Origin of the sequence: Streptomyces sp. NPDC102279 (genome assembly GCF_044766365.1) — a bacterium.
Lineage (GTDB): Bacteria > Actinomycetota > Actinomycetes > Streptomycetales > Streptomycetaceae > Streptomyces.
The window spans coordinates 383,901-401,093 of record NZ_JBIWLU010000007.1; the positions used below are offsets into that span (position 1 = coordinate 383,901).

Sequence of the window (17,193 nt, forward strand, 5' to 3'; positions counted from 1 at the left end):
TCTCATGCGAGGTAACCAGTGAAGCTTTGGCTCGACGGCGGGCTGCAGGACATCGACACCGCCCGCGTCTCCGTCTTCGACCACGGGCTGACCGTGGGTGACGGCATCTTCGAGACCGTGAAGGCCGTCCACGGCCGGCCGTTCGCGCTGACCCGTCACCTCGACCGGCTGGCCCGCTCCGCGCGCGGCCTCGGGCTGCCCGAACCCGACGCCGACGAGGTGCGCCGCGCCTGCGCCGCCGTCATCGACGCCAACCCGATGCCGCTCGGACGGCTCCGCATCACCTACACCGGCGGCCACGGCCCGCTCGGCTCCGACCGCGGAGATCAGGGACCGACCCTCGTCGTCGCACTCGGCGCCTCCGACCGGCGGCCCGACGCGACCGCCGTCGTCACCGTCCCCTGGACCCGCAACGAACGCGGCGCCCTGACCGGCCTCAAGACCACCTCGTACGCCGAGAACGTCGTCGCCCTGGCCCGCGCGCGTGAACACGGCGCGTCCGAGGCGCTGTTCGCCAACACGGTGGGCCGACTCTGCGAGGGCACCGGGTCGAACGTCTTCGTCGTGCTCGACGGAGAGATCCACACCCCGCCCGTGGCCTCCGGCTGTCTCGCCGGCATCACCCGCGCCCTCGCCGTCGAATGGACCGGCGCCCGGGAGACCGACCTTCCGCTGGACGTCCTGGAGCGCGCCGACGAGGTCTTCCTCACGTCCACCCTGCGCGACGTGCAGGCCGTGCACCGGGTCGACGGACGTGAACTGCCGGGCGCGCCGGGCCCGGTGACCGCCAAGGCGATGCGGGTCTTCGACGAGCGCGCGGGCGACGACCTCGATCCCTGACCGGTCCGCGGCGGCCATCCGCCCCTGATCGTGGGGTAATTCGGCTGACCTCGCACGCCGCAGGGGGTACAACTCCTCTGATGACCACCACCCTGCGGCCGACCGAGCCGCTTCAGCTCGCCGACGACGGGACGCGTTCACGCCGCTACCAGGTGTGCGTGAACAGTCGCCCGGTCGGTGCGGTCCACCTGGCGACGAGCCCCGAGCTCGGGCCGGCCTTCGCCAAGATCCACGATCTCCGCGTCGAGGAGTCCGACCGGGGTCGCGGCCGGGGCACCGTGGCCGCGCTGGCCGCCGAGGAGGTGGCACGCGGCTGGGGCTGCCGGCAGATCGAGGTGGCCGTCCCCGGCGACGCCCCCCGGGCACTCGGGCTGACGCGGGCGCTCGGATATGTCCTGCGCAACCGCGCCATGGAGAAGGCTCTCGACGGCACGGCGCCCGCCCTGCCGCCGGGCAGTGCCGAACGGCCCATGAACCACGTCGAGTACGAGGTCTGGGACCGGACCGGCCGGCAGGAGTACGCGCGGGACTGGGTGAGACGCGGCCTGCCCGAGAGCGAGGCGCGTACCAAAGCGGACCGGGACTTCGGCCGCGCGCTGCCGCAGGGTCCGGACACCGCAGGGGCGCGCCTGACCGTGCTGGAGCACGAGGGCGCCCCGGTGGGTGAACTGTGGCTGGGCCACCGGGACGAGCGCGCCTTCGTCTACGACGTCGCCGTCCGTGAGGACCACCGCGGCCACGGCCACGGCCGGACGCTCATGCTGCTCGCCGAGGCGCAGGCGGCCGCCGCCGGATTCCGTCGCCTCGCGCTGAACGTCTTCGCGGGCAACCTCCCGGCCGAGCGGCTCTACGAGTCCCTCGGCTACGCGACGACGGAGTACTACCTCTACAAGGACCTGTTGTAGCCGGCCGGGTGGCAGCCGGCCGCGAGAACCGTCCGGCCCCGGGCCGGCACGCCAAGTCACCCTCGGCGTAGGCCCGTTGGGCGGTCCCGGGCGGGTCGTCAGGCCTGTTCGGCGAGCAGCCGGTCGGTGATCTCCTCGATGCGCTCGCGCAACCCCTCCTGGCTCTTGCCGCCGTCCAGCCGCTCCCCGTCGATGACGTACGTCGGTGTCCCGGTGACGCCGATCGCCTTGCCCTCGGCCTGGTCCGCGTCGACGATCAGGATGTGCCGGCCGTCGATCAGCGCCGTGTCGAACTCCTCGGCGTCCAGGCCGAGTTCCCGGGCGATCTCGATCAGGAGGGGTTCGCCCTTGCGGTCCAGCTCCGCCGCACGGGCGAGCACGGCCTCGACGTACGGCCACGCGCTGCCCTGCTCGGCGGCCTCCTCGGCGGCCTGCGCCGCGGCGAACGCGTGCTTGTGCTTCTCCAGCGGGAAGTGCCGCAGCCGCAGCTCCAGGCGGTCGCCGTAGCGGGCGCGCAGGGCGCGCAGATCGGCGAGGGCGTCACGACAGTCGGCGCACTGCAGCTCGCACCACACGTCCAGGACGACGGGGGCCGGAGGCTGGGCGGAGGAGGCGGGGGAGTCGTTCATGGGTCCAGTCTTCCAGCCCCGGAAGGGGGCGGACCAACCGGGACCTGGGGAGGAGGGCATCCCCGAGATGTCCCTGAGGTTGGCTCGGGGCGTGGCCCCGGGGGTGGGTGACGGTGCAGGATGGAAGGGACGAACCGCCCGTTCGACCGAGCCCTGCCTGGAGGACCGGATGATTGCAGAGACCGTCTGTTCAGCCGTCTCCGTCGCCGGCCTCGGCATCGCCGCGGTCACGGCCTACCGCAAGCGTTTCCTGTCGGCGGCCCGGATCGCCGCGTACTCGCTGGTGCCGATCGGCCTGGTCATGACCGGTGTGGTCGGCTGGCTGGCCGACACCGCCTTCAGTCCGACCGCGTGGGCCGGCTTCGTGGTGCTCGGCGGAGCCTGGCTCCTCTTCATGATCACCCGTGCCGTGGAGCGGCGCGGCGGCGGGACGCGCAAGGAGCGCAAGGCGGCGAAGGCGGCCGCGGAGCGTGACGCGGTCGCTCCGGCCGCCTCGGCTCCGTCCCTGGGCCAGGCCTCCCGGCCGGCGGCCCAGCCCGCGGCCCGGCCCGCCGCGCAGCCGCGGCGCTCCGAGGGCTCCGGCGACGACTTCAGCGACATCGAGGCGATCCTGAAGAAGCACGGCATCTGAGAGCACGGCACCGGCGAAGCGGCCCGTCAGGGCGGCACTCCGTCCGATCCGTCCGATCCGGGAAGCGCGGTGCCGGAGCGGTACGGCAGCCGGGGGCCGACCTGCCACAAGATCGCACGCGGGGCGCACGGAACGTACGGAACCGTTCAGGTTCGGGCACGCCCGTCACATGATCCAGCGAACTCCCGTATATTCCGTGCGTGTTGATCGCGCAGCGGGTGCTGCCTGCGTCATCATCGCCCGCGAGATGCTGGACACAACACCGAGCGACACCGCCGCCCCGCCCAAGGAGCGGCGAGGTTGTCTCTTCGCGCTCTCCCAGCCGCCGCTGATGATCTTCCTGACAGTGATCGGCTGCCTGCTACTCATGGCTTCGCTGCACGACCTGCTGCTGCTCTGAGCTGTACACGGAGCCCCTGGCGTCACCCGCCGAGGGCTCCGTCGGTCCGGTCCCCCCGATAAGGACGGCCGGCCCTCGTGTCCCGCCGTCTCGCCCGCTCCACCCGTTCCCGGTGCCTCGGGCATGACCCGAGAGCCCCGAGGCGCGGCTCAGCCCGCGGCCTCCTTGCGGCGCGCCCGGTATGCGGCCACGTGGAGCCGGTTCCCGCAGGTACGGCTGTCGCAGTAGCGGCGCGAGCGGTTGCGGGAGAGATCGACGAAGGCCCGCCGGCAGTCCGGGGCCTCGCAGCGGCGCAGCCGCTCCTGTTCCCCGGCGACCACGAAGAAGGCCAGCGCCATCCCGCAGTCGGCCGCGAGATGGTCGGCGACCGAGGCGCCCGGCGCGAAGTAGTGGACATGCCAGTCGTAGCCGTCGTGGTCCGTCAGACGGGGCGTGGTGCCGGCGGTGGCGATCAGCTCGTTGATGAGGGAGGCGGAGGTCCGGGGATCGTCGGCCGCGAAGATCGCGGCGAACCGGCCGCGGATCCGGTGCACGGCGGCGAGATCGTCCGCCGACAGCACCCCGACATCACTGATCTCGTGCTTTCGTACGAAATCCGCGAGGCGCGGGACGTCCGCGAGCCCGTCGGTCGTCTCGTCCTCCGGCGCGGTGTTCACCAGATCCACCACGGTGTCGAGTGAGCACCGGGTGTCGTGGGTGATCAGCACGATTCGCTCCCTGGCCTGGGGCCGGGCGAGGGCGCCCGTCCGATGCTGGCCGATCGTAGTGCTTCCCGGCCGGACGGAGACGGGCGTGGGGCCCCGGACACGCACCGGCGCCGCCGCCGCGGACTTTCCGCGACGCCGGCGCCGGTGTCATCCCTATGCGGTTGTCTAGGCCCGAGCCGTCTCCCCGAGTGGACGGCGCCGGGCGGCTCTGTGGAGACGCGTCAGCTCTCGGCCAGGATGTGTGAGAGCTCCGTGTCGAGGTCGAAGTGCCGGTGTTCCGTACCCGGGGGCACGGCTGCGTCCGTTCGCTTCAGGAAGGATTCCAGGGCCCTCGCGGGGGCTTCGAGCAGGGCTTCACCCTCCGGGGAGCTCAGGGCGATGCATACGACGCCCTGGCCGTGGCTACGGGACGGCCAGACTCGGACGTCGCCGGTACCGGTGGGCCGGTGCAGGCCCTCGGCGAGGAGGTCGCGGGCGAACACCCACTCGACGGTTTCCTCGGCTCCGGTGTGGAAGGTGGCGTGCACGGCGTAGGGATCGGCCGTGTCATACCGCAGTCCTGCGGGTACAGGCAGTGAGGACTCGCTCGACACAACGAGGCGCAGGTGCAGCTCGCAGCTGACCGTGGTGTTCATAAGCGCCAGGGCCTTTCGCTCAGTGTGCGCTCGGGGATTCGCACGTCGGCGAAATCGACATGCCACCTACGGTGCCGTTGTAAACCCCTCTGAGGGTTTTGCGTGTCTTTATGTAACTCATCCGGCCGAGGGTGCCTTCGCCGGATAGGGCCATTCCGGTGACCGGTTTCTCTCGGGTAGGGTTTGGTCGTATGAATACGGGGAGTGACGAGCCGGGCGAGGTCGCCATGGCGGACGACGAGGCGGAGAATGAACGAGCGCTCGGTTCGCGGGCGCCGGAATTCATCAAGGCGCGGCGCGCCCTGCATGTGAGCTGGCAGGTCGGCGTTTTCGTCGTGGGGCTCGCGGTGGTCGGCGCGGGCGTGGTCATGCTGCCGCTGCCGGGCCCCGGCTGGCTGGTGATCTTCGGCGGCATGGCGATCTGGGCGACCGAGTTCGTCTGGGCCCAGCTGGTGCTCCGCTGGACGAAGCGCAAGGTCACGGAGGCCACCCAGCGGGCGCTCGACCCCAGGGTCCGGCGTCGCAACATCATCCTGACGGCGATCGGCCTCGTGATCGTGGCCGTCCTCGTCGGCGTGTACGTCTGGAAGTTCGGCTTCGAGATGCCCTGGAACATCAAGGAGTGACCGGGCGGGACCGGGCCCCCGCGGGGCGTCCGCGCTGGTCGAAGCCATCCCCTGACATGGGGTAATGTTCTCTCTGCGCCCGGGCGATTAGCTCAGCGGGAGAGCGCTTCGTTCACACCGAAGAGGTCACTGGTTCGAACCCAGTATCGCCCACTTGTACGAAACGGCTCCGGTCCACGACATCGTGGACCGGAGCCGTTCTCGTTGTCACGAGGGGAGCCCGCCGTACGCGGCGGCCGCGGCCCGCGCCGGAGCCGACGCCGAGCGAATGTGCCCAGGTCATCTGCCTCGGTCCTGCCCTGGACCCGGCCGGGGCCTCCGGGTGGTCGGCCCGTGGCGCTCCGCGCCGGAGCGCACGGACCCCGCCGGTTCACGCGGGACGAACTGATCGAGGGCGGCGGGGGCTGGGCGCGGCCCCCGCCGTCCTCGATCCGCGCGCGACCCGAGGGCGTCGTCCGGCCCGTTCGGATCGGCCGTTCCGCGCCTCGCCTCCCGCTTTCGCGGGTGCGGCGTCCGCCGAGCGTCGAGTCCCCCTCCTCACGCTCCGTTCCGAGGTGCTTCGCCAACGCCGCCGACGGCCGTATGTTTTCGGCCGTGCGCCCCCTCCGCCCCATGATGCGAAAGATGTTCGATCAATCGATCGTGTGCGCCCGACCTGCGGAGTCCCGTCCGTCGGTGCCGGCCTCGTCGCACGGTCGTGAGAACGCGGACAGGGTGGGGCGCATCCCGGTCCTGTCCGAATCACCGGTGGGCTCCACCGTGACGCGGCGGACAGTGGCGGTTCCAGGAACGGACCGTGACGGTCCGTTATGTGAGGCGGTGTCTGCCGGGGTCGGCCGAGGTGGCAGGAGGTCCGTGACCCGTCCCTCCGGGAACAAGCGGAAGCTTCCGAAGGGCTGGGGAAGCGGACTTCCCGGATTATGGGGACTTCCCAGGAGACTTCTTGTGCCCGGAACTCCGTGGAATGTGGTGTGCGCATTTCGGAACGCCATCTGATTTCTGCGGAAGTACGACAAGAACGGGAGTCCGTTCGGCTCAATTCGCGGATATGTGTGGGAAATATTATTCGGCTCGTAAAATCGCCCAACCGGAGTTGAGAAGGGCGGACCCGACGGACGGAAAACAGTTCGGTATTCCGGGCCTTCCCGACGCCGTGTCACTTCTCCACGGCGGGGCGGCGCTTGGGGGTGAGCGGGCGCCGTCAGGGGGAGGGGTTGAGTGGCGGCCGAATCTTCGTGGCGTACCCAAGGCGATCCGTGGCGCGTTCGTCAAGCACCCGCCGCCCGACGCGCCGGAGATACGCCCTGGTGGCCCCGGTGCGGAAATGCGTCGGGGTCGGGGAGCGGCCGTCGGCCATCTCTCGCCGGCCCGGTGGACTGGGAGCTTCCGCCGTCGGGCGACGGGCGCGACAGCCGCCCGGCGCTCCCGTGCCAATACCGGCGACAGCGTTCCGAATTCCCGGAAGCGGTACCGGGCGGTTCTGTCTCGACAGCTACACCGAGATGTCCGACGGCGCCGGTGGCCGAGGGCCGACCGGCGCCGCGGTGGCGGATCGCCCGCTCGTCGTTCAGTCCATCCGTCCCAGCACGTCCCGCACGCGCCGGGCGTCGCGGATCCGCTGCTCGTACGTGGCGCCCAGAGCGAGGAGCAGCACACCGGCGAGCGCGGGTGCCACCCAGCGGGGGAGTGCGTCGACCATCTGCACGATGTAGGGCGCGAGTTCGTGCAGCGCGTCCAGGGTGAGCGCCGTGCCGCCGAGCAGCAGCGGCGCCTGGAGGCGGTGCCGGGCGCCCAGCAGTGTCACGGCGAGCGCCGCCGCACCGAGCAGCAGGGGGCGCAGCGCCTGCGGATCGGCCCAGGTGGCCAGGAGGCTCGGGAAGAGGCTCACGGACAGGCCCGGCGCGTACGCGGTCCAGGACGACACCGCCGGGTCCTCGCGGCGCCGAAACACGCCCACGAGCAGCGCCGGGACGGTCACCGGCAGCGTGTAGGCCTCCGGGGACGTCACGTCCCAGGCCGCCAGCCGCACCCAGGTGGCCAGCACGAACAGGGCGGCAGCCGCGTAGCCGACGGACCGACGGTCCTCCCGTACGGCCGTGCCCGCGGCGATGACCCCGCACAGTGCGAGGACCGTGGCCAGCATCGGCGGGTCGGTGACGGCGAGCGTGACGGCGAGCAGTGCCGTGACGGCTCCGGTGATCTCGACCGACACCGTCGTCGGCACGTCGGCGAGGCGTGCCGCGAGCAGGGCGGCCACGACGGGGACCGCCAGTACGAGCAGGGCCGTGTGCTGAGGCTGCCAGCCGAGGGACGCGCCCACCGCGCAGGCCGAGGCGGCGAGGTGACCGAGGGCGGCGGGCGCCCCGACCGGACCGAGACCGGGCTGTCGGGCGGTGACCGCGAACAGGACGGCCAGCGCGGCGAACACGGACAGGGTGGCGGTCTCGGAGGCCAGCGCCAGGAACGCGAGATCGACGGAGGTGACCAGGGCCAGGACCACGGAGATCACCGGAGGACGGGTGCGGCGGGCGAGCGCCAGCAGGGCCACCGTCGTCAGTCCGTGGACGGAAAGGCCTGCCGCATAAGGGAGTTCGAGGGCGGCCGGGAGCGAGAGAGCCGTCGACCACGCCAGGACCAGAGCGCCCGTCAGAGCCCGCGGACGCCACGCCGCGGAGCGGACCGTGACCACCAGGACGGCTGCGACGAGGCCGAGGACGAGCGGTGCCGTGAGCGCGTCCCGCGGCCAGGGCAGACCGCTCGTCACCGCGTCCCGCGCGGTCGCCGGGGCACCTGACCAGACCCCGCCGGCCTGGGCGAGCGGTCCGACGAGCGAGACCACGACCACGGGCAGCGCCCAGAGCACGGCGAGCGCCTGCACGGAGCCGGAGGCGGCGGCGATCCCGCGGCGCACCGGCTCCGGGAGCCCGGGCCGAACGGCCGCCAACAGGGCCAGCCCGCACACCAGATGGGCGGGGACGGTCCACTCACCGGGCAGGACCGTGCGCAGCACACCGCCGAACGCGACGACCGTGATCAGCCCGGCGGCCGTGGCGGTGCCGGTCGCGACGGCCGGCCTCGCGGCGGCCCACGCCGTCGAGAGGGCGATCGAGGCGGCGAGGAGCAGCAGCGCGGCCGCTCGTGCCGCACCGCTCGGTCCGTCGGCCGTCCAGGACAGATAGCAACCGGCGAACGTGCCCCAGCCGCCCAGACCGAACGCGCCGGCGGCGGCGACGACCCGGACGACCGTCGAAGGCGCGCGCAGGGCGATCACGGCGTCGAACGCGGCCGTCACCAGCAGGGCGGCCGTGATGGCGTGCGCTCCCGCGCCGACGGCGGCCGCCCAGAGGATGAGCGGGAACTGGGCGGCTACCACGGCGGCCGGGACAGGCAGCCGCAGGCCGAGCACGGCCCCACGCCGTACCGCCCCGGACGCGGGGTGCGCAGCACGGCCGCCCGACGCTGCCTCCCCGCTCGCGGGGCGCGCAGCACGGCCGCCCGACGCGGCCTCCCCGCTCGCCCGCCCGGCGCCGGACTCCTGTCGGCCGGTATCCGCGCCGGACCCCTCCGCGCCGGACCCCTCCGGGCCGGACCCCTCCGCGCCGGACCCCTCAGGGCCGGCACCGCTCGCGGCGGGCTCCTGCCCGAGGCCTGCCGGCGTGAGCCCCTCGGTGCTCACCCCGACCGACTGCCGGCCCGGGGCGCCGCGCCGCGCGCCGACCGTGAGCCCGTACGCGGCCCACCCGGCGGCCAGGGTCGCCGAGGCGAGCGCCGCGAACCCGACACCGTCGGTGTCCGGGAGCGCGACCGTGTGCAGGGCGTACGCGTCCAGGACCGTCAGGACGAGGCCGAGTCCGGCCAGCGACTCGGCGGTCGACCGCAGGCCCCGACGCAGGAGCGGCACGGGCGAACCGAGCGCGGCCAGCGTCACCGCGCCGAGCACGGTGGACCGCCCCACGATCCCCAGGTGGCCCCAGCTCACGAGCGTGAACGCGACGGCGGCGACGGTGAGCAGGACGCCGCCGAGGATCAGGAGCACGTTCTGCACACCGGGCGCCGTGGCCTCGGGCCGGCGGACCGGCGGCGGAGGAGGCCCCGTCGGAGCGGGCCGCGGCTGCAGCATGTGGACCAGCCAGGCACGGCGGTGCAGCAACACGGCCCGGCGTGCGTCCAGTTGCCGCAGCTCGGCGTCCAGGAGCCGCAGCTCTTCGGCCGGGGGCGGGATAGGGGTCATGCCTCGGAGTGTGGTTCCGGCCATGCGTCCGGGACATGAGTCCGCGTACTCACGCCGTACTCAGATCCGCCGACCGGCCCCGTGGGCAGGGCGATTCGGCGCCCATGGGGCGACGGCGAACAGGGCTGCGGACGCGCGGACATGGACACCGCCCGAGCGTGGGCACACTCGGTCCATGGACTGGAGTCACTACCGCTTCCACAGCGAGTGGGAACTGCCCGCGCATCCCGCCGCCGTGTACGCCGCCCTGGAACGCGCCGAGAACTACCCGCTCTGGTGGCCCCAGGTGCGCGAGGTGACGCCGGTCGGCGACCGCAGCGGCGTCATCCGGATCCGCTCCACCCTGCCGTACGACATCACCTTCACCGCACGCGAGGCGCGCCGGGACCCTGCGGCCGGCGTCCTGGAGATCGCGATGACGGGCGACCTGGACGGGTGGGCGCGCTGGACCCTCGACGTCACGGGACCGGGCACCCGCGCGCGCTACGACCAGGAGGTGCGCGTGACCACGGCACTGCTGCGCCGCCTGGCCGTGCCCGGACGGCCCTTCTTCCGCGCCAACCACGCCCTGATGATGCGCGCGGGACGACGCGGTCTGAGGAACTACCTCGAAGCGGTTTGAACCCCACCCGCCGGGACCTGTATGGTTCGGTGCGTTCCCGGGCGATTAGCTCAGTGGGAGAGCGCTTCGTTCACACCGAAGAGGTCACTGGTTCGAACCCAGTATCGCCCACCTGGAGAAGACCGGTCCGTCACCGACGGACCGGTTTTTCGTTGTGCTCGCGCCCGCGTGCCCGTTCAGGCGGCGGCCGCCTGCTGATCGGGTCGCAGCGGCCACGCCGGATCCACCGCCTCGTCCGACCCGCTGCGCGCGAACCACGCCTGCAGTCCGCGCGCCTGCGCCGCGTGCCACACCGCCTGGAGCGTGTGCAGCTCGGCCGGCGACAGCCGTTCGAGCCGCGGCGCGAACCGGCGCCCCACCGCCCGCACCAGCTCCAGCGACGCCAGCGCGTCCGCCGCCGCGTCGTGCGCGCCCTCCAGCGCGACGTCGTAGTGCGAGCACAGGTCGGTCAGGGTGCGGCGGCCCTTGCGGTAGCGGTCCAGATGTTTGTCCAGAACCCGCGGGTCGAGCACCCGCAGCGCCGCCGGATCGAACCAGCGGTCCAGCGGCGACGCCCGGTGCCGGCGCAACTCCCGGTCCAGGAGCGTCAGATCGAACGGGGCGTTCATCACCACGAGCGGCCGGCCCACCGCCGCCAGTTCGCCCAGCTCGCGCGCTATCTCCTCCAGCACGGGCGCCGGCCAGCGGCCGTTGCGCTGCAGGTGTTCGTCCGTGAGCCCGTGTACCGCCGTCGCTCCCGCGGGCACCGGCACTCCCGGGTTCACCAGCCATCGGGTCACCCTGGGGCGGGTACCCGCGGCGTCCTGGACGACGACGGCGGCCGACACGATCCTGTCGGTCTCGACGTCCACGCCCGTTGTCTCCGTGTCGAACGCGGCCAGAGGGCCTTCGTACCAGCACGTCATACGCACACAACTCCTCGTTCACCCACGGCAGCTGACGCACCGTCTTCTGCCCGTTTGGTGATACCCGGGCTGTTTGCGCCGTACGCCGGAAGGAGACAACAGAGGTGCGGGTCTTTGCAGTTCAGCGACCCGAAGCGCGGACACACCAAGCCTGGAAGGCTGTTGGACTCATGGCACTCGCCCAGCCCGAACGGGGCGGGCTGCTGCCCCAGCGGACGGCACCCCATCGCGGCTCACTCGCCACCACCGCCTGCATGGAGACCCTGCAGGTGGGCTACCTGCACGCCGTGGCGGCGGCGGCCGGCTGCTCGCTGTCCCAGCCGTTTCCCGACAACGGCATCGACTGGCACGTCAGCCACAGCGCCCCCGGGCACACGGTCGACGACGAAGTCACCATCAAGGTGCAGCTCAAGTGCACGTACCAGATCCCGCCCGACCCACCGGGGCCCGCGTTCTCCTTCACGCTCGACAACGCCCACCTGGCGAAGCTCGCGCGCACCCCGGTCTCGGTGCACAAGATCCTGGTCGTGATGCTCGTGCCCAGATCCCAGGACGACTGGCTGCGCGCCGGCCACGACCGGCTCGACCTGCGGCACTGCTGCTACTGGATCAACCTCGCCGGGCACGCCATCACGGGCCGGCACCGGACCACCGTCCGTATCCCGACGGCCCGGATCTTCGACGACCGTGCCCTCTGCGAGATCATGACGAGGGTCGGGACGGGAGGCAGACCATGACACACCGCCCGATCGACGAGCCGCTGCGACCGGTGAGGCCGCACCCCGCCGAAACCCCCTGGGACGACCCCCCGGCCCCCGACCAGGTCGACCCGGCCGTGCTCGGCGCCCTCCTGCAACGCCACGGCTGGCAACGGCGCGGAGGAGCTCCTGGACGGTACGGCAGGTGGACACCACCAGGGCCCGGGGGCGGCGGCACCAGCCTGCTGGTGCCGGAGAACCGGGCCTTCCCCGACAGCGACGACCTGCTCGGCGAAGCCCTCGTCGCGCTCGCCCGCAGCGGCTCGCCGTCCGCACGCGACGTGCTGCTCGCGCTCGCCGTCCCCAGCGACGAGATCCGCTGGTGGCGTGACGTGCCCACCGGCCCCGCGGGGGCCGCGCCCTGGACCGTCGAGGAGCAACTGCGCGGGGCCGCCCGGCAGATGCTGCTCGCCGCTGCCCTCGCCACCCGCGCGCGTGCCGGCTACTACGGCGCCCGGCACCGCAGGTCCGCCGCCGCCTCCCTGGACAGCGTGCTGGTCGGCGCCGAACCGGGCGGCCGCCGCCTCACCGCGTTCGTCCCCGTCGCCACCGGCCGGGCGCTCTCCGTCCGCCTGCACGAGGCGCTGTACGCGGCCCGCGAGGCGATCGACTACCAGCGGGCCACCGGCGGGATGGACGCCTTCGACGCGGCCGTCGAGGCCGGCGTCAGCCACGAGCTGATGGAAGCCCTGGCGGCCCTCGTGCGCGGGACGGAGGGCGCCCGGATCGCCGTCGAGTGGTCGCCCGCCGAAGGCGTTCCCGAGGGCGGAGCGAACCCCGCCGAGTCCGTCGAGTTCTCACCCGGCGACCTTCCCGTGCTCCGCGACGCGGGCGCCCGGTATCTGCGCGAGGAGCCGTCCGTCCCCGTGCGCATCACCGGCGCGGTCGTCAGGATGCGCCGGTCGGGTCCGCGCGGCGCGGGCACCGTACGGCTGCGGGTCATCGCCGGCGCGGAGGTCCCGAACGTACGGGTCACCCTGGACGAGGAGGCCTACCGGATAGCGGGCCAGGCCCATCTGGTCGGGCTGCCGGTGCGCGTGCACGGACGGCTGGAGAGCCGCGGCGGCTTCCGGCGGCTCACGGACGCCTCCGGTGTCGTCCCGGTACAGGTCGACGAGGCCGAGCGGGACCGGCTGATGAAGTCGTGGCAGGGGACCGCGGAGACCACAGCCTTCTTCGAGGAGGCCTGCAGCGGGGACTGAGGGCGCCCTGTCCACAACCCTTTCGCGGACGGGTCCCCGGGCTCGGTAGGATTCGGGGCATTGCCATCCCATGTCGTACGTGGTGTGGCGTCGCCTTCAGTCAGGAGAGTCCGGTGTCAGACGTCCGTGTGGTCATCCAACGCGATTCCGAGCGGGAAGAGCGCGTGGTGACGACGGGCACTACGGCCGCCGAGCTCTTCGCCGGCCGGCGCACCATCATCGCCGCCCGCGTGGCAGGCGAGCTGAAGGACCTCGCCTACGAGGTGCGGGACGGCGAGGAGATCGAGCCCGTCGAGATCTCCTCCGAGGACGGCCTGAACATCCTGCGCCACTCCGCCGCGCACGTCATGGCCCAGGCCGTGCAGGAGCTCTTCCCCGAGGCCAAGCTGGGCATCGGCCCGCCTGTCAAGGACGGCTTCTACTACGACTTCGACGTCGCGAGGCCCTTCACGCCCGAGGACCTCAAGGCCGTCGAGAAGAAGATGCAGGAGATCCAGAAGCGCGGCCAGCGCTTCTCCCGCCGCGTCGTCACCGACGAGGACGCCCGCGCGGAGCTCGCCGCCGAGCCGTACAAGCTGGAGCTCATCGGCATCAAGGGCTCCGCGTCCTCGGACGACGGCGCGGACGTCGAGGTGGGCGGTGGCGAGCTGACCATCTACGACAACCTCGACGCCAAGACCGGCGAGCTGTGCTGGAAGGACCTCTGCCGCGGTCCCCACCTGCCCACCACCCGCAACATCCCGGCGTTCAAGCTCATGCGCAACGCCGCCGCGTACTGGCGCGGCAGCGAGAAGAACCCCATGCTCCAGCGCATCTACGGCACCGCCTGGCCCTCCAAGGAGGAGCTGAAGGCGCACCTCGAGTTCCTCGCCGAGGCCGAGAAGCGCGACCACCGCAAGCTGGGCAACGAACTCGACCTGTTCTCCATCCCGGAACAGATCGGCTCCGGCCTCGCCGTCTTCCACCCCAAGGGCGGCATCATCCGCCGGGTCATGGAGGACTACTCGCGCCGCCGGCACGAGGAGGAGGGCTACGAGTTCGTCTACACCCCGCACGCCACCAAGGGGAAGCTCTTCGAGACCTCGGGCCACCTGGACTGGTACGCCGACGGCATGTACCCGCCCATGCAGCTCGACGAGGGCGTGGACTACTACCTCAAGCCCATGAACTGCCCGATGCACAACCTGATCTTCGACGCGCGCGGCCGTTCGTACCGTGAACTGCCCCTGCGCCTCTTCGAGTTCGGCACCGTGTACCGGTACGAGAAGTCCGGCGTCGTGCACGGCCTGACCCGCGCCCGGGGCTTCACGCAGGACGACGCGCACATCTACTGCACCAAGGAGCAGATGGCGGACGAGCTCGACAAGACGCTCACCTTCGTCCTGAACCTGCTGCGCGACTACGGCCTCACCGACTTCTACCTGGAGCTGTCCACCAAGGACCCGGAGAAGTTCGTCGGCTCGGACGAGGTGTGGGAAGAGGCCACGGAGACGCTGCGCCAGGTCGCCGAGAAGCAGGGCCTCCCGCTGGTCCCGGACCCGGGCGGCGCCGCCTTCTACGGCCCGAAGATCTCCGTGCAGGCCAAGGACGCCATCGGCCGCACCTGGCAGATGTCGACCGTGCAGCTCGACTTCAACCTGCCCGAGCGCTTCGACCTGGAGTACACCGGCCCGGACGGCTCCAAGCAGCGCCCGGTCATGATCCACCGCGCGCTCTTCGGTTCGATCGAGCGTTTCTTCGCCGTACTCCTCGAGCACTACGCGGGCGCGTTCCCGGCGTGGCTGGCGCCCGTCCAGGCGATCGGCATCCCGATCGGCGACGCGCACGTCGAGTACCTGCAGAAGTTCGCCGCGGAGGCCCGGAAGAAGGGCCTGCGCGTCGAGGTGGACGCCTCCTCGGACCGGATGCAGAAGAAGATCCGCAACGCACAGAAGCAGAAGGTGCCCTTCATGGTCATCGCGGGCGACGAGGACATGGCGGCCGGCGCCGTCTCGTTCCGCTACCGCGACGGCTCGCAGGAGAACGGCATCCCGCTCGACGAGGCGATCGCCAAGATCGCCCGCGTCGTCGAGGAGCGCGCGCAGGTCTGATCCGCGACCACAGCCGACCAGAGGCCCCCGGCAAGTTCAGCTTCGCGGGGGCCTCTCGTCGTCGCCCTCGCGCGAGAACACCTGCAGCAGCCACGACGAGAACGAGCCCGTGACCGCGCCGAGCAGGGCCAGACCGCACGCCATCATGGCGACGGCGATCACGCGTCCCCGTGCCGTCACCGGCGTCACGTCCCCGTAGCCCACCGTCGCCAGTGTGGAGCACGCCCACCAGACGGAGTCCCCGAAGGTGCGGATCGTCGCGCCGGGTGCCGCGTACTCCGCCTGGTAGACGGCGAGGGCCCCTGAGAAGCCGAGCAGCAGCACCCCGATGCTCGCGTAGAACATCACGCGGGCGTACAGCGGCAGCCGGGGTTCCCCCCGCCGGCGCTGCACGGCGTCATAGAGCCGGACGACCCGCAGCGGCCGCAGCAGCGGCAGGAACAGCACCACGGTGTCCAGTACGTGCGTCCGGACGAATCCGAGGCCGCGCCCACTCAGCCGCCAGAGCACCAGGTAGTCGGCGAGGAACATGGCCCAGGTGACCGCGATCACGATGAGGCAGACGTCCCGGCCGTCGCGGGGCAGACCACGGCTCAGCACATGGACCGCGTAGGCGGTCAGGAACAGCATCGACGCGATCCCCAGCGGTACCTCGGTGCGTCGCCGCCAGCGGACCGTCGGGCTGTCGTCGTCCATGGCCCCAGCTTGGCCGCAGGCACCTTTCCCGGGCACCCGCCGACACGCCGCGAACGGGCGAAGCAATATGCTGCACCACATGACGAGTGAGCCGGAGCAGCAGATCGGAGTGGGAACGCAGGACGCGTTCCAGCGCCTTTGGACGCCCCACCGGATGGCTTACATCCAGGGCGAGAACAAGCCCACCGGCCCGGGGGCCGACGACGGCTGTCCCTTCTGCTCGATCCCGGCCAAGTCCGACGAGGACGGGCTGATCGTGAGGCGCGGCGAGCAGGTCTACGCGGTGCTGAACCTCTACCCGTACAACGGCGGGCACCTGATGGTCGTGCCCTACCGGCACGTCGCCGACTACACGGACCTCACCGCTCCCGAGACCGCGGAACTGGGCGAGCTGACCAAGCAGGCCATGACCGCCCTGCGGACCGCCTCCGGCGCGCACGGCTTCAACATCGGCATGAACCAGGGCACGGTCGCGGGCGCCGGAATCGCCGCCCACCTGCACCAGCACATCGTGCCCCGCTGGGGCGGCGACACGAACTTCATGCCGGTCGTCGGCCACACCAAGGTCCTGCCGCAGCTCCTCGCGGACACCCGCAAGATGCTGGCGGACGCCTGGCCCGCCTCCTAGGCGATCGTTTCCCGGGCATCGGCCGTCTCCGCCACGGAGGCGTCACCCGTACGAGGGGAATGCGGCCGCGGCGCGACTGCGCGGGGGGTCCCGGCGGACAGGTCGGAGGGGCTCACCCGGATCCGCCGGGACCACGAAGGGGGATGCCCGTGCATCGTCGCAGCGCCCTGATCGCAGCCACCGCCACCCTGCTCGTCGGTGTGGCGGGACTCGGAACGGCACAGGCGTCGTCACCGACGACTGCCGGCGGCGCGGCTCCGTCCGCGTGTCGTCCGGCGAACCACACCGCCAGGATCGCCGCGGGCCCCGCCGGCGCGGGGCACCGCCACTACCGGGTCACCCTGACGGCCGCGCCCGGGTACGAGCCCTGCCGACTGGCCGGGTCACCGGCCGACATGCGCTTCCACCAGCACGGTTCCCCCCGTGGAGTCACCACGGGCCGGTACGGCCCGCAGCACGCGGTGGTGACCTTCGGCCCGGGGCATCCGGTGCACTTCGACATCCGGGTGCCCGGCGGTCCCGGCGGTGTTCGCGCCGACGAGGCGACCTTCACGCTGAGGACCCCGGACGGGGTGATCCCCGGCGAGTCCAGTGCCCATGGCCCGCTCGTCGTCGACGCCGGCACCGTCATCGGTCCGGTCCTGTCCGGAGGCTGACTCCGGGGCGGGGCGGCCCGTCCCGGAGCGGG

17 protein-coding genes and 2 tRNA genes are annotated in these 17,193 nt (G+C 72.1%); 13 read left to right on the forward strand and 6 right to left on the reverse strand.

The genetic code is table 11. The features are described from left to right. The first annotated feature begins 18 nt into the window (after nt 1-18). Together ACIRQH_RS20325 and ACIRQH_RS20330 are read left to right on the forward strand one after the other, a co-directional pair. Entirely contained in the window at nt 19-840 is an 822-nt protein-coding gene (locus ACIRQH_RS20325; RefSeq protein ID WP_358817222.1) for an aminodeoxychorismate lyase, read from the forward strand. A gap of 80 nt (nt 841-920) precedes the next feature. Next, nucleotides 921-1,745: a GNAT family N-acetyltransferase gene (locus ACIRQH_RS20330; RefSeq protein WP_404226760.1), complete on the forward strand. Its 825-nt coding sequence runs from the start codon at nt 921-923 to the stop codon at nt 1,743-1,745. Between the two features lie 98 nt (nt 1,746-1,843). Here the strand turns inward: ACIRQH_RS20330 and ACIRQH_RS20335 are convergent, their stop codons facing one another. After that, nucleotides 1,844-2,374 (reverse strand): DsbA family protein, encoded by a 531-nt coding sequence (locus tag ACIRQH_RS20335; RefSeq protein ID WP_358817224.1) that lies wholly within the window; start codon nt 2,372-2,374, stop codon nt 1,844-1,846. A 169-nt stretch (nt 2,375-2,543) separates the two neighbouring features. On the opposite strand from ACIRQH_RS20335, the gene ACIRQH_RS20340 reads away from it, so the two are divergent. Continuing rightward, on the forward strand, nt 2,544-3,005 hold the full coding sequence (locus ACIRQH_RS20340) for a hypothetical protein (protein ID WP_358817225.1): 462 nt from the start codon (nt 2,544-2,546) through the stop codon (nt 3,003-3,005). Nucleotides 3,006-3,252: 247 nt separating this feature from the next. Then, on the forward strand, nt 3,253-3,405 hold the full coding sequence (locus ACIRQH_RS20345; RefSeq protein ID WP_179165490.1) for a hypothetical protein: 153 nt from the start codon (nt 3,253-3,255) through the stop codon (nt 3,403-3,405). Between the two features lie 149 nt (nt 3,406-3,554). Here the strand turns inward: ACIRQH_RS20345 and ACIRQH_RS20350 are convergent, their stop codons facing one another. Next, on the reverse strand, nt 3,555-4,112 hold the full coding sequence (locus ACIRQH_RS20350; RefSeq protein WP_358817226.1) for a CGNR zinc finger domain-containing protein: 558 nt from the start codon (nt 4,110-4,112) through the stop codon (nt 3,555-3,557). Nucleotides 4,113-4,333: 221 nt separating this feature from the next. Continuing rightward, nucleotides 4,334-4,747, reverse strand: a complete 414-nt coding sequence (locus ACIRQH_RS20355; protein WP_003959770.1) for an SsgA family sporulation/cell division regulator — start codon at nt 4,745-4,747, stop codon at nt 4,334-4,336. A gap of 191 nt (nt 4,748-4,938) precedes the next feature. On the opposite strand from ACIRQH_RS20355, the gene ACIRQH_RS20360 reads away from it, so the two are divergent. Together ACIRQH_RS20360 and ACIRQH_RS20365 are read left to right on the forward strand one after the other, a co-directional pair. Continuing rightward, complete coding sequence (locus ACIRQH_RS20360) at nt 4,939-5,373, forward strand: TIGR02611 family protein (protein ID WP_358817227.1); 435 nt, start codon at nt 4,939-4,941, stop codon at nt 5,371-5,373. An 81-nt stretch (nt 5,374-5,454) separates the two neighbouring features. After that, a tRNA-Val gene (locus tag ACIRQH_RS20365) sits at nt 5,455-5,526 on the forward strand. 1,414 nt (nt 5,527-6,940) lie between these two features. On the opposite strand, the gene ACIRQH_RS20370 is transcribed toward ACIRQH_RS20365, so the two are convergent. Then, complete coding sequence (locus ACIRQH_RS20370) at nt 6,941-9,604, reverse strand: SCO7613 C-terminal domain-containing membrane protein (protein ID WP_404226762.1); 2,664 nt, start codon at nt 9,602-9,604, stop codon at nt 6,941-6,943. A 175-nt stretch (nt 9,605-9,779) separates the two neighbouring features. Here ACIRQH_RS20370 and ACIRQH_RS20375 point away from each other — a divergent pair, with 175 nt between their 5' ends. Together ACIRQH_RS20375 and ACIRQH_RS20380 are read left to right on the forward strand one after the other, a co-directional pair. Continuing rightward, entirely contained in the window at nt 9,780-10,226 is a 447-nt protein-coding gene (locus ACIRQH_RS20375) for an SRPBCC family protein (RefSeq protein ID WP_404226763.1), read from the forward strand. Between the two features lie 39 nt (nt 10,227-10,265). Further along, nucleotides 10,266-10,337 (forward strand) — tRNA-Val (locus ACIRQH_RS20380). 65 nt (nt 10,338-10,402) lie between these two features. Here the strand turns inward: ACIRQH_RS20380 and ACIRQH_RS20385 are convergent. Then, nucleotides 10,403-11,131 carry a 3'-5' exonuclease gene (locus tag ACIRQH_RS20385; RefSeq protein ID WP_358817230.1) on the reverse strand — a complete coding sequence of 243 codons (729 nt, stop codon included), beginning with the start codon at nt 11,129-11,131 and terminating at the stop codon, nt 10,403-10,405. Between the two features lie 170 nt (nt 11,132-11,301). Here ACIRQH_RS20385 and ACIRQH_RS20390 point away from each other — a divergent pair, with 170 nt between their 5' ends. The 3 genes from ACIRQH_RS20390 to thrS all read left to right on the forward strand — a co-directional run bounded on the left by ACIRQH_RS20390 (nt 11,302) and on the right by thrS (nt 15,181). After that, entirely contained in the window at nt 11,302-11,868 is a 567-nt protein-coding gene (locus ACIRQH_RS20390; RefSeq protein ID WP_358817231.1) for a DUF4365 domain-containing protein, read from the forward strand. Further along, complete coding sequence (locus tag ACIRQH_RS20395) at nt 11,865-13,091, forward strand: hypothetical protein (protein WP_388868586.1); 1,227 nt, start codon at nt 11,865-11,867, stop codon at nt 13,089-13,091. Before ACIRQH_RS20390 ends, ACIRQH_RS20395 begins: the two co-directional genes overlap by 4 nt. A gap of 113 nt (nt 13,092-13,204) precedes the next feature. After that, nucleotides 13,205-15,181 (forward strand): threonine--tRNA ligase, encoded by a 1,977-nt coding sequence (gene thrS, locus ACIRQH_RS20400; protein ID WP_388868583.1) that lies wholly within the window; start codon nt 13,205-13,207, stop codon nt 15,179-15,181. Nucleotides 15,182-15,217: 36 nt separating this feature from the next. On the opposite strand, the gene ACIRQH_RS20405 is transcribed toward thrS, so the two are convergent. Continuing rightward, nucleotides 15,218-15,877, reverse strand: coding sequence for a potassium channel family protein (locus ACIRQH_RS20405; protein WP_388868580.1), 660 nt, complete (start codon nt 15,875-15,877; stop codon nt 15,218-15,220). Nucleotides 15,878-15,944: 67 nt separating this feature from the next. Here ACIRQH_RS20405 and ACIRQH_RS20410 point away from each other — a divergent pair, with 67 nt between their 5' ends. Both ACIRQH_RS20410 and ACIRQH_RS20415 read left to right on the forward strand, forming a co-directional pair. Continuing rightward, nucleotides 15,945-16,505 (forward strand): HIT family protein, encoded by a 561-nt coding sequence (locus ACIRQH_RS20410; RefSeq protein ID WP_388868577.1) that lies wholly within the window; start codon nt 15,945-15,947, stop codon nt 16,503-16,505. A gap of 143 nt (nt 16,506-16,648) precedes the next feature. Then, nucleotides 16,649-17,161, forward strand: coding sequence for a DUF4232 domain-containing protein (locus tag ACIRQH_RS20415; protein WP_404226764.1), 513 nt, complete (start codon nt 16,649-16,651; stop codon nt 17,159-17,161). The last annotated feature ends 32 nt before the right edge of the window (nt 17,162-17,193 follow it).

What these genes read in the sequence shown, in the direction of transcription:
- ACIRQH_RS20330 (WP_404226760.1), top strand. Translation starts at nt 921, where the DNA reads ATGACCACCACCCTGCGGCCGACCGAGCCGCTTCAGCTCGCCGACGAC.
- ACIRQH_RS20335 (WP_358817224.1), bottom strand. Translation starts at nt 2,374, where the DNA reads ATGAACGACTCCCCCGCCTCCTCCGCCCAGCCTCCGGCCCCCGTCGTC.
- ACIRQH_RS20340 (WP_358817225.1), top strand. Translation starts at nt 2,544, where the DNA reads ATGATTGCAGAGACCGTCTGTTCAGCCGTCTCCGTCGCCGGCCTCGGC.
- ACIRQH_RS20345 (WP_179165490.1), top strand. Translation starts at nt 3,253, where the DNA reads ATGCTGGACACAACACCGAGCGACACCGCCGCCCCGCCCAAGGAGCGG.
- ACIRQH_RS20355 (WP_003959770.1), bottom strand. Translation starts at nt 4,747, where the DNA reads ATGAACACCACGGTCAGCTGCGAGCTGCACCTGCGCCTCGTTGTGTCG.
- ACIRQH_RS20360 (WP_358817227.1), top strand. Translation starts at nt 4,939, where the DNA reads ATGAATACGGGGAGTGACGAGCCGGGCGAGGTCGCCATGGCGGACGAC.
- ACIRQH_RS20370 (WP_404226762.1), bottom strand. Translation starts at nt 9,604, where the DNA reads ATGACCCCTATCCCGCCCCCGGCCGAAGAGCTGCGGCTCCTGGACGCC.
- ACIRQH_RS20375 (WP_404226763.1), top strand. Translation starts at nt 9,780, where the DNA reads ATGGACTGGAGTCACTACCGCTTCCACAGCGAGTGGGAACTGCCCGCG.
- ACIRQH_RS20385 (WP_358817230.1), bottom strand. Translation starts at nt 11,131, where the DNA reads ATGACGTGCTGGTACGAAGGCCCTCTGGCCGCGTTCGACACGGAGACA.
- ACIRQH_RS20390 (WP_358817231.1), top strand. Translation starts at nt 11,302, where the DNA reads ATGGCACTCGCCCAGCCCGAACGGGGCGGGCTGCTGCCCCAGCGGACG.
- ACIRQH_RS20395 (WP_388868586.1), top strand. Translation starts at nt 11,865, where the DNA reads ATGACACACCGCCCGATCGACGAGCCGCTGCGACCGGTGAGGCCGCAC.
- ACIRQH_RS20405 (WP_388868580.1), bottom strand. Translation starts at nt 15,877, where the DNA reads ATGGACGACGACAGCCCGACGGTCCGCTGGCGGCGACGCACCGAGGTA.
- ACIRQH_RS20410 (WP_388868577.1), top strand. Translation starts at nt 15,945, where the DNA reads ATGCTGCACCACATGACGAGTGAGCCGGAGCAGCAGATCGGAGTGGGA.
- ACIRQH_RS20415 (WP_404226764.1), top strand. Translation starts at nt 16,649, where the DNA reads ATGCCCGTGCATCGTCGCAGCGCCCTGATCGCAGCCACCGCCACCCTG.